Raw genomic sequence first — 13,981 nt, 5'->3', positions numbered from 1 at the left:
TTTGAGCTTGAGCTTTGTTGTGATAAATAACAATCGCAAGTGCTATTTAAATCTTGATGCCATTTATAAATGAAAGCTATAAAAATAGTAAAAGAGGGACGTGTGGAAATCACGGATATTCCTCAGCCTACCGTTAAGGATGGACATGTCCTTTTAAAAATAGATTATGTTGGTTTCTGCGGCTCTGATTTGAATACATTTCGGGGCTTGAATCCATTAGTTCAGCTACCGGTTATACCTGGACATGAAATTGGGGCAACAGTAGTTGGATTGGGGACTGATGTTGGACCTGATATTAAGATTGGTAACAGAGTTACCGTAAATCCGTATTCGAACTGCGGTATTTGTACTGCATGTAAAAATAATCGACCTAATGCTTGCCGCTACAATGAAACGATGGGGGTACAGCGCGACGGTGCCATGACAGAATACCTTGTCGTACCAATACAAAAGGTCATTGTGGGTGGACAACTATCGTCCAAAGAATTGGCCTTGGTGGAGCCTATGAGTGTAGGTTTCCACGCCGTTGATCGGGCCGATGTCACCGACAGCGATATCGTATTGGTGTTGGGATGTGGTATGATCGGAGTTGGAGCGATTGTTCGGTCTGCTTTACGGGGTGCCACCGTTATAGCAGTTGACGTGAGCAAAGAAAAACTTGAGTTGGCAAAAAGTCTCGGAGCGACATTTACCATCAATAGCGCTGAGGAAGACTTGGCGGCTAGCTTGGATATATTGACGCACTCTATGGGAGCTGACGTTGTTATTGAAGCCGTAGGACGCAAGGAAACCTATTTAGCGGCGATTGATGCCGCTGCGTATACAGGCCGGGTTATGTATATAGGTTATGCAAAAGAAGCTATCCCTTTTGATACACAGTTTTTTGTCAAAAAAGAGTTGGATATCAGAGGTTCACGCAATGCCACAGCGAAAGATTTTGCAGCGGTAATGCATTATTTGAAAATGAAAAAGTGCCCAATCGAACGGCTTATAACAGGAGTATATCGTGTAGAAGATGCACAGTTAGCTTTAGAATCATGGCTAAGCGATCCTGGGCGCGTTTTTAGGCTTTTAATCGAATTTTAAAATTCTATATGTCTATTGTCAAGGACCGAACAATAGTGCGATGCATCATCTTTATGCCCAATAATGGAGCAATAATTTGTTTTTAAAAAAATACGAAAAGCCTTTTTCATATAGCTGGAAAAGGCTTTGACTTAAATCTCTTATCCGTCCATAACTGATGTGGCGGAGATTCAAACTTATTTTTTCTTTCTGGATTTTTTCTCTTCTTCAGCAGGTAAATCTAAAATAGCCATCAATAGTAGATAATAGCCTTTTTCTAATCCCATTTTTTGTGCTTTTTGGTTGATAGTGTCCATATCTTTATTCAATTATTGTTTCTTAACTAATTTGTATTTGGTTAAGTAGAATCAAATGCTATACCTAAAATCCGCTAATTACGAGCTACCCGTATTTTTAAGCGTTAAATCGCGTAGAGTTTTCACTTTTTAACAAAAAAATACGTGTAATGCGGGTATTAAATGCGATGCAATTATAAGTTCGACCCGAGTTTGGCGTAATAATAACCTGAACATGTTTGAGGTAAAACATTTTCAGGCCAATATTGTCTTTATTTCAGATTAATAATTAAAACAGGTATTTATGAAAAAGATAATTCCATTTGCACTGATGTCGAGTTTATTGGTGCTCGTATCAAGTTGTGCAGCGATTGAAGGTATATTTAAAGCCGGCGTATGGTCTGGTATTCTATTAGTTGTAGTGGTTGTTGCTCTTGTAATTTGGTTGGTAAGCAAATTATTTGGTGGATCAAGATGATGACGAATATTTGATATTTACATGCTTAGAAAGCTATATTTTTTCTACTAGATATTTCCAGTAACGTTTCGGAACATGCCTTAAATGAAGTTTCAGATTTTTACGTGATTCAATGGTTGTACTCTTAAAGTAGGTTTTCCAAAGATGCTGATAAGCCTTTTCTTGAGGATCGAGATCCACTTCTAGTTGATATGGATCTCGAATTTCATCACTTTCATTTGGCGATACTTCGACAATAGTATTTCCATCATAATGAAAGCCATAATTTCTTCTTAAATCATAAATTAACCAACATTGGTCTGCAAATCGATTTTTAAAAAATTGTACAACAAGTGGAATGACATTAAAATCGGGCTCAACAACCGCTGTATACAGATGGTCATTAGATTTGACAAATCGTATAAATGCTTTCATACGGTGCCGTTCCCGATTGATCTTTTTAATCGATTGATGCAAACGTAGTATAGGAGGATAACCATAATTATGAATATCCAATTGTTTTTTGCGAAATAATTCGACAATCAGCCGAAATCCATTGAGCCATTCGATCTGATTATCGGACAGAAAATTATGGTAAAAAAAAATCGTTTCTTGCTTTCCAATTATTTTTTCCATCCCTGTGAGAATGCGGTTAGCTTTCTTATTATCTGTTGAAATCAGTCGTTTTTCCGAAAAAAGAGTAATTTCTGCCGCTTTTCCTGTTTTAGGAATGCTGTCGAACTCTTTCCTTTCAAACGCTTCAAATACGCAACACAGATAACCCAAATAACTGCCGTCAAAAATATAGTCCATTAAAATAAAGTTAACTGGCTATTCGGACCTTTAATTTGCGACTGGGGATTATGTTCCAGAATGGACTTTCTGATTTTTTCCGGATAGTGAAAGCCCGCAGTGATCAATGTGTCCTGACAAAGCATAAAATATTTCGCTCGATTATAAGCTATTCCAATTTTTTGCACTTGCTGTTCTTTTAATTTTCCATATTTGCGTGCCTGTATTATTTTTTTAGCGGATTGTCTTCCTATCCCCGGAATTCGTATGATCCAATTATAGGTAGCGGTGTTAATGTCAATAGGGAAGAATTGTGGGTTGCGAAGTGCCCAAGCAAGTTTAGGATCTATTTCTAGATCGAGGTCCTGATGTTTACTATTAAGTATTTCATGAAGCGAAAAGCCATAAAATCGAAGTAACCAATCTGTTTGATAAAGTCTATTTTCACGAACCAGCGGTGGTGCTGTTCCAATTTGAGGAAGGTTGGAGTCCGTTGCATTTATAGGAATGTAACCCGAATAATAAACCCTTTTGAGATTATAATCTTTATAGAATGTATTTGCAGCCAGCATAATTTGGAAATCACTCTCTGGTGTTGCCCCAATAACCATTTGTGTACTTTGTCCTGCCGGCACAAATAAAGGTGTTTTCTTATTGATTTTTCGGTCCTGCTGAAGATTTTGGATTTCATTTTTAATTATTGTCAACGGTTCGCGAACAGATTGATGATCTTTTTCGGGAGCGACAAGTTTTAGTCCTTCCTCAGTAGGTATTTCGAGATTTACACTCATACGGTCAACATATAGACCTGCTTCTTTTAACAGAGATTCACTTGCTCCAGGAATAGCCTTAAGATGAATATAACCATTAAACCGCTCTTCAGTTCGAAGCTTCTTGACAACTAACATTAAGCGTTCCATGGTATAGTCTGCAGATTTAAAAATACCTGAGCTTAAAAAAAGTCCCTCAATATAATTTCGACGGTAGAAATTCATCGTCAATTCGACAACTTCCTTAACCGAAAATGCTGCCCGCTGCACATCATTGCTGCGCCGACTCACACAAAAGGAGCAATCGTAAATGCAAAAGTTAGTCATTAAGATTTTTAGAAGGGAAACACAGCGCCCATCTTCGGTATACGTATGGCAGATACCACTTGCTGATGAATCACCGATACCACCACTATTTTTTCGCTTACTTCCGCTTGAGCTGCAGCTTACGTCATATTTAGCAGCATCCGCTAGTATCTGTAGTTTATCATCAAATCCAAACATATTCAATACATCATTTTTACATAGGTAAAAATACTAATATTGTTAGTAAATAACGCGCGTAGAATTACGTGTTTTAATTTTAAAAAGTATAGTCCCCTTTTATGTAAAGTATAAAGTATACTGCCTGAATTTGGTTAAATAGAAAACGATTTATGAGGGGACGTTGTTCTTTATTAAAAATAGTATTATGGCAGAGAATAATTTAAGTGATAAAGACGCTTTAGAAAAGCTAAAAGAAATCGTTGATAAGATTGACGTAGGTACAGTGTGCTCTTTTCCAAAAGATTCGGACTATCCCCATGGTGTCCCGATGAGTAGACAAGAAGTTGATAAAGAAGGTAACATTTGGTATATCTGTTCGGCAGAAAGTGAAACCTTTACAAATCTTTCACAAGATTCAAGAGTTTCTTTGTTTTACGCAGATCCTGGAAATTATACCTTTCTCAGTATAAATGGCGAGGCGAGTCTTTCGCGGGATCAAGAAAGGATAGATCGTTATTGGAACAAGATGATGGAAGGCTGGTTTGAAAAAGGGAAAGAAGATCCAAATATTAAATTGTTAAAAGTTATTCCCCAAGATGCTCATTATTGGGATTCAAACTCTAATATGATTGTCAACTTGTTTAAAATGCTTAAGTCGAGAGTAACAGGCGAGACAGAAGATATAGGTAAAGAGGGAGATCTTAATATATAGTGTGCTTCATATTAAATGTATAAAAAAGGCTTCTCAGTATTGAAAATTGGGGAGCCTTTTTTATGACAGGAGCAACGGCCCGACCAGTTATGCATTTCCTTTAATAACACGAAGGAGAACCGCAATGATAGCGATTACCAATAGTATATGGATTAGTCCCCCGCCCACAAAGCCGCCAAAAAAGCTGATGGCCCATATGAGCACCAAAATAACTGCAATTGTATATAATAAATTTCCCATAGTAATAAATATATATCTGTTTATTGAATAACAATATTTATCGAACGATGGTTTACTATATTTAATCTTTTTTATTCATTAACCGAATCCAATTGCTGGTTATTTTTTTGTATTTTTTTCCATTTACGAATTCTCCCGGTTGCATTTTGATATGGTGAAGCGGTATTAAATTGTATCATGCGGCCTAAGGTCCATTTGCCATACCACGTCACTCCATAGAGTTCATAGTTTGTTTTTTGCTCAATTAAATCCGAGATTTTAAAAAATGTTTGATTGAGTTTCGTACACAGAGTCGTAAAATCTAAATCGGCATAATCCCGGTAGAATTTTTGCGCTAATTTGCCTAGTTCATTCCATTTAAAGCCTGTCTCAGGGAGTTCGATGTGGCTGTTTTCCTCGCTTTTCCTATTCCATTTGAGAACCAATTCACCCCATCCAATCAAATAAGAAAGTAGGTTATTTACACTCATTAGCGTTCCTTTGCTATGTCCTTCTAATGTCAATAAACTGGTTTGATCAATGGGAATACTGGACAGTTCATGGACGAGCTTGTTGTGATTTGTTTGGATCGCTTTAAGGAGTTCCTCTTTTGTAGTTGGTATTGCCATGATATAAATTTGAAATAACATAATTTACAGCTAATTTCTCAAAAAGGTGATTATAAAATAATGTTATGCTCTTAGCGTTGCTGAAATGCTGATCGGCAAACAGCATTATCTGAATTGAGCTATTGTTTCAAAGCAATAGTTCTTTTGAACTTATTATTGAATTTGATAAAATTCCATTATTTAAAATGAAAATAATATGGCTTATGGCGTTATTTTTTGTAAAATTTATTGTTTAAATATAATATGGTTGTGTTTTATTCTGTTTATAACGAATATTGACGTGTGTATTCAGGTGCAGGTTCTTGTAGTAAGGATACTGTTTATATCTAATGCCAATAAAATAATAAACTGAAAAATTTATAAAAAGATGAAAAAGATTTTAATTTTAGCAACCTTGGTTATGTTTTCCATTACAGGTGCTTTTGCTCAGATTCATAAACCTGTTAAATGGACTGTTGCTAGTAAAAAACTCAATAACAAGGAAGCAATTATTTACGTTAAGGCGACTATTCAAAATGGTTGGCACATATATTCCCAACATGTGAAAGATGGTGGCCCGATATCAACTTCCTTTAATTTCAGTAAAGCTACTGATTATGCGCTAGTCGGTAATACGGCCGAACCAAAACCCAAGATCAAACACGAAGAGGTTTTCAAAATGGATGTAGGGTATTTCACCAATGAGGTAATCTTTCAACAAAAAGTTTCTCTTACTAAAGGAGCGGCGACAGTAAAAGGCACTGTGGAATGGCAAGCTTGTGATGCTTCACAATGTCTTCCTCCAGATGAATACGCTTTTGCTGTAACGGTCAAATAGCCTAAAGCAATTCAAAACTAAAGCAATTGGATGCTTCATCTACCACAGTTGGACGACTATGAATATAGTTATTTAGAATTATTTTAAATAACTATCTTTGCTTGTATATTGGAATAAGATAGGGTATATCTCTACTTATGTAAGTTAAACGATTATTCTTATGATTATGAATACAGTAGAACTGTTTGAAAATGAACGTGCAAGTGGCTATGATGAATTTGTTGAAACCTGGATCCCCAATTACCATTATTTTTTAGATCAGTTGCCTAAGATCCTGTCCGAAATAGAGCACAAAGATTTATTAGTGGTCGGATGTGGTACAGGAAATGAAATCGAACGCTTTGTCGACACATCAGAATCTTGGAAAATAACAGGGGTCGATCCCTCACCCGAGATGATTGGTCAAGCGAGGGAGAAATTTGAAGCAGATGAGAATGTTAACCTTGTGGAAGGTCTAGTAAGTGATTTGGATGAAGGAAAACAATATGGCGCCGCGACGCTTTTGCTTGTATTACACTTTTTAAAAGACGATGGCGAAAAATTGGGTATGTTGCAAGATATTTGTAAAAGAATGATGTCTCAAGCACCATTGGTATTATTAGATATAACAGGCAATAAGGAGCAAATTCAGCAAAACTTGCGGCTGTTGAGACTTCTTCTGCCTAAGGGCATAGATGAGACACAGGTCGCTCAAAGATTGCAACGAATCGAACATGAATTGTTGCATGTTTCTGAAGAGCGCTTAGCCGAACTCTGTGAAGAAGCTGGATTTGAACCTCCTGTTCGATTCTTTCAATCCTCAATATATATGGGCTGGATAACCCGAAAAAAAGATATTATTTCCTTTTCTTAGCAAAAGCAAAGGGATTAAAGGAAAGCCCCACATTCATATACCATTAAATATCCCCAGTGCTATCAACTTCACTGGGGATATGCTACTATACATTTTCTATTGATCTTACTAATCTTTCTTATGGAAAAAAGATGCTTTGGGGATATCGATCACCGGTGAATCTTTGACGCTATATTGAAGTTTTAGGGTGAATCCTCCACCTGCTTCGATGAAATCTATAGCAATTGAATGGTAGCCAGGTTCTAACGCAATCTGTCCACTTTTCATAATTGGCGCATGCTGTCCATCATTATCGACGACAGGCTGATCGTGTATCCGAAGGACACCACCATCATCACAAGTGAAATAGAAATTATAGACTCCTTTTTCTTTGACATAGAGATATCCTCTTATTTTAGCACCAAAAGAAGGCATTTTGATGGTATCGCTTAGTGATACATTGCTGATCACTTCGTGGCGTACTTCGGGACCGGCAATGGCAGATGTATTAGCAAAAGTTCCATTAAAGAAAGTTGCTTTAAGGCCTGGTGCCAATGTTGTTTCATCCACTCTCACACTTTTTTTCCAGGTATCATACTTAAAATTAATTTGGTAGAGCTCACTTTTTGCACCTGAAGACGAGATTGTTGCAAATCGAATAGGACCTTCTTTTTTTACTGCGAGAGAATCTTTCAGTACGGGGCTTTGTTGGGTTGGAAGACTACCGTCGGTGGTATAGTGTATTGGATTTTGAGGAAGTTCATTCGCGACCTTTAATATAGAATGTCCATCAACAATCACCTGTGTTTCGGCAAAACCTTCGAGGTCAGGCATGCGATAGCGCAAACCCATTTTGTCCCAGATTCCAAAGTGGGAAATTACTCGATTTCTATAGCTATCGTATAACGGTTTGTTGGTCCATACGCGTTCAGATAGCGCACTTAAACGCGGGAGAATCATAAACTCTAATCGCGCAGTGGTTGGAATCATTTCTGTCCATATATTGGCTTGAGCACCTTTGATCAAATGAGCTTTTGAACTAGATATATCTGAAGGTATCACGTTCAAGTTATACACAGCATCAAGGCTGCTGCTATTCGGAAGATAATCAAAATATAGCGGATTGGTGGGTGTCATAACGACCCTATGACCGCGGTTCACAGCCTCCTTAGGTGCATTTTTTTCCCAGCCACGCCAGTACATAACCATCATGCTAGTGTCTGAGCTGCCGTCCAATATCTCATCCCAGCCGATGCTCTGTTTATTTTTTGAACGGATAAAATTGTTTACCCGTTTGACGAAATAGCTCTGAAGATCATGTAAATTGGCAATTTGCTTTTCTTCCATAAAAGCTTTAGCAGCAGCAGATTTTGCCCAAGAATCTTTTTCTACTTCATCGGCACCGATATGAATATAGTGGGAGGGGAATAGTTCAATGATTTCACTGAGCACATTTTCAACAAAAGTATAACTGCTTTCTTTCCACGGACTGATCGGTACGGAGAATTGTTTTCCCCAGCCGGCGGTTTGACTGTCCAACAGCAGTTCGGGATAAGCTTTTGTAGCTACCATCATATGCCCTGGCATATCTATTTCGGGAATGATTTCTATTTGTCGGCGCTGCGCATAAGCAACAATGTCTCTGATATCCTGTTGGGTATAAAATCCCCCATACTCTTCTTTTCCGTTTGTTGTGCGTATTAATTCTTTGGGCAAATTAAAGTCTGGATTTTCTTTGGCCTTTACAAAGCAGGCGGAATCTTGGTTGTTATACGTTCTCCAGGCACCATCTTCGGTAAGTTTAGGGTACTTCTTAATTTCTATCCGCCAACCCTGATCGTCCGTCAAGTGGAGGTGGAATTTGTTGAACTTGTAGCTTGCAATGAGATCGATAAATTTATAGAGATACTCTTTTGGGAAAAAATGGCGTGCAACATCGAGTTCGACCCCACGCCATTGAAAAGCAGGCTGGTCTTTGATTGTAATATACGGAAGAGCCACTTTAGCTGTTGTGCCCGAAAGTAAATATAATTGCTGAACTGTCTGTAAACCATAAAATGCCCCCTTCTCCGAAGCAGCAACGATCTGAATGCCTTTTTGATCTATTTTCAATTCATAGGCCTCATCTGAGAGCCCTTGACCTTTGATCAATTGTAGCGAAGCACCAGCCCGCTTAACGCTTTTTTTATTCAATTTCCCGAACAGCGCATGGTCGATCCATCCCGATAAAGATGGAGAAGATAGCGCTGGATCGATGTAGTAACCCAATTCTTGTCCCTTTAGCTGAAAAAGACCGGGATTGGATGCTAATTGTTGAGGAAAAGGAATGAGTTGCGGAACAGTAGTTTTGTTTTGCGCAAAGTTTGTCGTTGGCAAGTATAGGGCGCAGGACAGAAGAATGGTTGATAGAATTTTATTCATAAATTGTACTCTTTAGTAATCCACAAGTATGTTAGAATGAGCTGCAATATACCAATATTTCAGGTATTCGATCGCAAAACGCTTCACTTACTGTTGCTAATACGATTAATTTCTGTTTATAACTGTTTGACCGACATTTATGAATAATGTAGTATATTTAGCGCTGAAATAACCTTTAGACGAGGAAATATTGTGTAATACACCCTATTTTTGATATTTTAACCTGTTTACTATTTGATAATGTACTGTTTCCTGACCGGGCGCAGTGTATCCCAATTGAATGTAAACTGTGGTTATTGTGACGTTTGATTTTATGGTGTTGTGAATGTTGTATCTATGAAAAATTTGCTAGTTGTCGTTATTTTTCTGTGGCACTTGAGCCAAGTTTTTGCGCAGCCTAGTCGCGCTCATTTTTTTTCTATTCAAGATGGTCTGACCAATCAACAGGTCTTGGACCTTGTTCATGATGATGAAGGATTTATGTGGATAGCGACAGAGCTTGGTTTAAATCGATTTGCAGGAAAAGCATTTAAGAGCTATTACGCTTTGGAGAAACCAGAAGGCTTGTCTGTCAATAGTAATGAAATCAATACCTTACTGTACGATAATAAAAAAGTTTTTATAGGTACGCGTGCCAATGGGCTCAATGTTCTCGATCTGAAGACCAATAAATTCAGTTATTATACGCACGATTCGAATAATCCGAAGTCTATCGCCACCAACGATATTACGGACATGATCAAAGGTGCGGACGGCAATCTATGGTTGGCAACTTACCATCAGGGATTACAGTATTTTGACATCACAAAGAAAGAATTTCGCTGTTTCAATAAAAAGAGTTTGCCTGGTCTTCCCGAAAATAGTATCTGGTCGTTGGCTGAAGATAGAAACAGGATACTTTATATTGGTCATGTAAATGAAGGGGTGACCATATTTAATCCTATTAGTCAATCTTCCAAAAGATTGACTGTTCAAAATACAAATGGGCAATTGCCTGATAACGAAGTGAAAGCTTTGTTTTGTGATCGTTTCGATAACATTTGGATAGGTACCCGAAAAGGGCTTGCTGTCTATTCTCCTTCAACAGGTGAAATTATGCACATACCGTTGGCCGGAGCATCAAAAAATGGAAATGAACCATTTGTATATACGATTGATGAAATCGGAAATACGATTTGGATCGGGGCTGAATCTTCTCAGCTTTTTCTTTTTCAACCAGCATATGGTTTTGATCAGCAAATCTCGGGTGTTAAAGAGCTAAAAACTATTGATTTGGGAAAGGGCAATAATGCAATGGTCCAACGTATTGTAGCAGATCGATTTGGGAATGTTTGGCTAGGGTTGTATGGTGGAGGTGTTGGTGTTATAAATCATATACGCCCTTTTTTTAATGTATTCCCCGAAGAAAATACGCTGCCTGATCGCCTAGCAACAGTAAGTAATATCATCGTTCGCAATAGCCAAACAATTTGGTTAACAACAGAAGGATCGGGTATTATTGAGATGGACAAAGATGGTCGTTTGAACAAACAGATAACGCATAAGCAAGGCAGCCCGGACGATTATATATTGACTGCTTTTAGCGATCACAATAAACATGTTTGGGCAGGTTTGCGGAAAGGTGGAGTAGCTGTTAGATATGCTGGCTCGTCCGCATGGCATGAAATTGATCTTGGAGAGCGCGTTACAGAAGTCCGTGCAATTTATGAAGATCACCGCGGAGGAATTTGGATTGCTGGATATCAAGGTATATTTATATATGATCCCATAAAACATACTGTAGAAAAAATGCTGATTAATAACCCTATGTTAGGTGACTATGCGCCTAGGACGCTAGTCGAGGACGGGCAGCATAATATGTGGGTAGGCACCTATGGACAAGGCCTCTATATCTACAACAGCAATCATCAATTAATTCGAAAAATGGATAGTGAGAATGGGTTACGAAATAATACCATCAACTATCTCTTGCGTGATAGGAATAATAACATTTGGGTGGCAACAAACCAAGGTTTGGCACTGCAGGAGTCTCAGAAAAAAATTGGAGACTTAAAAATATTGTCCGTTCCTGGCGGCAATGCCTGGCTGTTTATCAATGGTCTTGCGGAGGATCAGAATGGTCACATCTGGTGTTCGACGAAGTCTGGAATGCTCAGGTTCCTACCTTTAGAAAATCGCTTTCTACAATATGATCAGTCATTTGGCCTACCACTTGGCGGGTTTATTAATGGTAGCGTGGGAAAAGATTTGAAAAATAGGCTGTTCTTTGGAATGCAAGACGGAATCTGTTATTTTGATCCGAATGAGATCCCCTCAAATCTACCGTTATCGCCTGTCCGGGTAAGCCGATTTATTGTTTTTAGATCCGGCGAATCAAATACCCAACAAGACGAATATCCCTCGCCTAAAAATGAGATTAACCTCAACTATAAGGAGAATAGCTTTCGTGTCGAACTTGCCGTAATGGATGTTGCGTTGGATGGATTGGTTGAATTCAGTTATCAACTACAAGGACTCAACAATGATTGGATCTTCCTTGGGAACGAGACGAATCTAGATTTTCGGAATATTCCATATGGGGATCATGAATTGTTGATCCGGACGCGGATGAAGAATGGGCAATGGTCCAAGACATATGAACGACTGCTTATTAAGATTGCACCGCCGATATATTTAAGTTTAGGCGCTAAAATAGTTTATTTGATTCTGATACTGCTTATCGTTTATACACTCATATTCTTTTACTTCAAAAGAATGAAAGCGGAAACCGAATTGAAACTTAAAGAGAGGCAACATCAACAGGATGAGCAGTTACACTCGGAACGGATGAATTTTTATACGCGAATTACGCATGAGCTCCGTACACCATTGACACTTATTTTAGGGCCTCTGGATGATTTATCACAAGAAGGGGAGCTGTCAGCAAAAAATAGAAGTTTGGTTCAGACTGTACAGAAAAGTGCAAATAGACTTTTTACGTTGGTGAATCAACTTTTGGAGTTTCGCAAAGTGGAATCACAATTTAAACCTTTGGTACTTGAATCCGGATCTTTACGTGACTTGCTCAACGACATCATTCATAAATATAAAACGCTAAACACTAAGCCGCAACTCCAAATACTATCGGATTTTCCCGAAGTTGAAACTCGTACGCTGTTTGATGCCGAAATTATGCAATTGATTGTTGATAATCTTCTATCAAATGCCTATAAATATACAGATGCAGGTTATATCAGATTGAGTCTCAAATATGAGGAAACCAATCTTGCCAACTGGACGGTATTAACGGTAGAAGATACTGGTTGTGGTATTCCTGCTAAGGATATTGAACGAATTTTTGAAAAATTTTATCAAATCTCCAAAGTTGGAGTTCAAGGTACAGGAATAGGTCTAGCCTTAGTTAAGGAGTTAACAGCAATTCACCAAGGAAAAATAGGTGTAGTAAGTAAGGAAGGTGTTGGGTCAACAGTTTCAGTCCGATTTTTATTAAATCGAGTGGTCTCTAAAAAATCTGAAGAACCAGCGTTAATTGTGGAAGAAAGTCGTCCTTCGCTTGATCCTATTCGTCCGCTGATACTCTTGGTTGAGGATGATGTGGATTTGAGCGAATACATGGTGAAGGTGTTAAGCAATCATTATGATGTACTGACGGCCGAAAATGGAGCTATAGGATTTGAGCGTGCTCAAGCTGTCGTTCCTGATTTAGTGTTAAGTGATGTCATGATGCCCGATATGGACGGCTTTCTTTTGGCTGAAAAGCTCAAAGCAGAGCGGGTGACAAGTCATATCCCCATCATTTTATTAACTGCAAGAGATACCGATTTGGATAGACAACGTGGTTATGAGCTTGGGATTGATTCTTATCTAACTAAGCCTATTGGGAGCATGCTTTTGTTGAAACGTATTGAAAATCTTTTGCAGAAGCAAAAAATAATGAACGCCGTTGTATTGCAAAAGATAAAATCGGATAATCCGCCGGAACTAAAAGGTGAAATGATGGAAAAAGATAATTTATGGCGTGAGAATACATTCGTTCAGGATTTTATCACTATTGTAGAAGAGCATATGCAGGATGAAGTTTTGGACGCCGCTACGCTAGCAGAACGGATGAATATGAGCCAGTCCACACTGTATAGGAAACTTAAAGGGATTACGGGGAAGAATATCAACCAACTGGTACGTAAGATCCGGATACATAAGGCAGCCGAACTGCTTCGTTCCGGGAATCATAATGTGACAGAAGTTTCCTTCTTGGTCGGTATCAATAGCGCTATCTATTTTCGTCAATGTTTTAAAGAAGAGTTTGGCAAACTTCCGTCTGAATACCAAAAATCAGATGGAAAGGGGAAATAGCTTCCATAGGCCGAAAAATAAGCTCTAGGGGTTTCTAATCATTGATTTTGACCGAATATTGTATGTTTTTTGACGGATTTATATATGTTTTGGTGAGGTAAAACTCGCTAAGTTTGGCTTACAATTCAATTA

The 13,981-nt window shown here is 38.3% G+C and carries 11 protein-coding genes; 6 read left to right on the top strand and 5 right to left on the bottom strand.

The window, feature by feature from the left end; translation table 11 throughout:
* Nucleotides 1–69 precede the first annotated feature (69 nt).
* Together B2W36_RS01780 and B2W36_RS01775 are read left to right on the top strand one after the other, a co-directional pair.
* A complete protein-coding gene (locus B2W36_RS01780; protein WP_293886248.1) occupies nt 70–1,086 on the top strand; it encodes a zinc-binding alcohol dehydrogenase family protein in 1,017 nt (338 codons plus the stop codon).
* 579 nt (nt 1,087–1,665) lie between these two features.
* Nucleotides 1,666–1,839: a hypothetical protein gene (locus B2W36_RS01775; RefSeq protein WP_209574955.1), complete on the top strand. Its 174-nt coding sequence runs from the start codon at nt 1,666–1,668 to the stop codon at nt 1,837–1,839.
* Between the two features lie 33 nt (nt 1,840–1,872).
* On the opposite strand, the gene B2W36_RS01770 is transcribed toward B2W36_RS01775, so the two are convergent.
* Nucleotides 1,873–2,631, bottom strand: coding sequence for a TIGR03915 family putative DNA repair protein (locus B2W36_RS01770; RefSeq protein WP_293886247.1), 759 nt, complete (start codon nt 2,629–2,631; stop codon nt 1,873–1,875).
* Nucleotides 2,631–3,884, bottom strand: coding sequence for a putative DNA modification/repair radical SAM protein (locus tag B2W36_RS01765; RefSeq protein ID WP_293886246.1), 1,254 nt, complete (start codon nt 3,882–3,884; stop codon nt 2,631–2,633). Before B2W36_RS01765 ends, B2W36_RS01770 begins: the two co-directional genes overlap by 1 nt.
* Before the next feature lie 187 nt (nt 3,885–4,071).
* Between B2W36_RS01765 and B2W36_RS01760 the strand changes: the two genes are divergently transcribed.
* Nucleotides 4,072–4,578 carry a pyridoxamine 5'-phosphate oxidase family protein gene (locus B2W36_RS01760; protein WP_293884989.1) on the top strand — a complete coding sequence of 169 codons (507 nt, stop codon included), beginning with the start codon at nt 4,072–4,074 and terminating at the stop codon, nt 4,576–4,578.
* Between the two features lie 87 nt (nt 4,579–4,665).
* Here B2W36_RS01760 and B2W36_RS01755 read toward each other — a convergent pair whose 3' ends face one another.
* Nucleotides 4,666–4,818 carry a lmo0937 family membrane protein gene (locus tag B2W36_RS01755; RefSeq protein ID WP_112376008.1) on the bottom strand — a complete coding sequence of 51 codons (153 nt, stop codon included), beginning with the start codon at nt 4,816–4,818 and terminating at the stop codon, nt 4,666–4,668.
* Between the two features lie 71 nt (nt 4,819–4,889).
* Entirely contained in the window at nt 4,890–5,447 is a 558-nt protein-coding gene (locus B2W36_RS01750; protein WP_293886245.1) for a ClbS/DfsB family four-helix bundle protein, read from the bottom strand.
* Between the two features lie 346 nt (nt 5,448–5,793).
* Here B2W36_RS01750 and B2W36_RS01745 point away from each other — a divergent pair, with 346 nt between their 5' ends.
* Both B2W36_RS01745 and B2W36_RS01740 read left to right on the top strand, forming a co-directional pair.
* Entirely contained in the window at nt 5,794–6,243 is a 450-nt protein-coding gene (locus tag B2W36_RS01745; RefSeq protein ID WP_209574944.1) for a protein-disulfide reductase DsbD N-terminal domain-containing protein, read from the top strand.
* Between the two features lie 166 nt (nt 6,244–6,409).
* Complete coding sequence (locus B2W36_RS01740) at nt 6,410–7,096, top strand: class I SAM-dependent methyltransferase (RefSeq protein WP_293886244.1); 687 nt, start codon at nt 6,410–6,412, stop codon at nt 7,094–7,096.
* 108 nt (nt 7,097–7,204) lie between these two features.
* On the opposite strand, the gene B2W36_RS01735 is transcribed toward B2W36_RS01740, so the two are convergent.
* Nucleotides 7,205–9,496, bottom strand: coding sequence for a family 20 glycosylhydrolase (locus B2W36_RS01735; protein ID WP_293886243.1), 2,292 nt, complete (start codon nt 9,494–9,496; stop codon nt 7,205–7,207).
* 336 nt (nt 9,497–9,832) lie between these two features.
* Here B2W36_RS01735 and B2W36_RS01730 point away from each other — a divergent pair, with 336 nt between their 5' ends.
* Nucleotides 9,833–13,849: a hybrid sensor histidine kinase/response regulator transcription factor gene (locus tag B2W36_RS01730; protein ID WP_293886242.1), complete on the top strand. Its 4,017-nt coding sequence runs from the start codon at nt 9,833–9,835 to the stop codon at nt 13,847–13,849.
* The last annotated feature ends 132 nt before the right edge of the window (nt 13,850–13,981 follow it).

Origin of the sequence: Sphingobacterium sp. UBA3549, from assembly GCF_002376635.1 — a bacterium.
Taxonomy (GTDB): Bacteria; Bacteroidota; Bacteroidia; order Sphingobacteriales; family Sphingobacteriaceae; genus Sphingobacterium.
This window is presented reverse-complemented; position numbering and strand designations above follow the sequence as displayed.

Bases quoted from the DNA above. Each gene is read 5' to 3' on its own strand.
- B2W36_RS01780 (WP_293886248.1), top strand. From the start codon at position 70: ATGAAAGCTATAAAAATAGTAAAAGAGGGACGTGTGGAAATCACGGAT.
- B2W36_RS01775 (WP_209574955.1), top strand. From the start codon at position 1,666: ATGAAAAAGATAATTCCATTTGCACTGATGTCGAGTTTATTGGTGCTC.
- B2W36_RS01770 (WP_293886247.1), bottom strand. From the start codon at position 2,631: ATGGACTATATTTTTGACGGCAGTTATTTGGGTTATCTGTGTTGCGTA.
- B2W36_RS01765 (WP_293886246.1), bottom strand. From the start codon at position 3,884: ATGTTTGGATTTGATGATAAACTACAGATACTAGCGGATGCTGCTAAA.
- B2W36_RS01760 (WP_293884989.1), top strand. From the start codon at position 4,072: ATGGCAGAGAATAATTTAAGTGATAAAGACGCTTTAGAAAAGCTAAAA.
- B2W36_RS01755 (WP_112376008.1), bottom strand. From the start codon at position 4,818: ATGGGAAATTTATTATATACAATTGCAGTTATTTTGGTGCTCATATGG.
- B2W36_RS01750 (WP_293886245.1), bottom strand. From the start codon at position 5,447: ATGTTATTTCAAATTTATATCATGGCAATACCAACTACAAAAGAGGAA.
- B2W36_RS01745 (WP_209574944.1), top strand. From the start codon at position 5,794: ATGAAAAAGATTTTAATTTTAGCAACCTTGGTTATGTTTTCCATTACA.
- B2W36_RS01740 (WP_293886244.1), top strand. From the start codon at position 6,410: ATGAATACAGTAGAACTGTTTGAAAATGAACGTGCAAGTGGCTATGAT.
- B2W36_RS01735 (WP_293886243.1), bottom strand. From the start codon at position 9,496: ATGAATAAAATTCTATCAACCATTCTTCTGTCCTGCGCCCTATACTTG.
- B2W36_RS01730 (WP_293886242.1), top strand. From the start codon at position 9,833: ATGAAAAATTTGCTAGTTGTCGTTATTTTTCTGTGGCACTTGAGCCAA.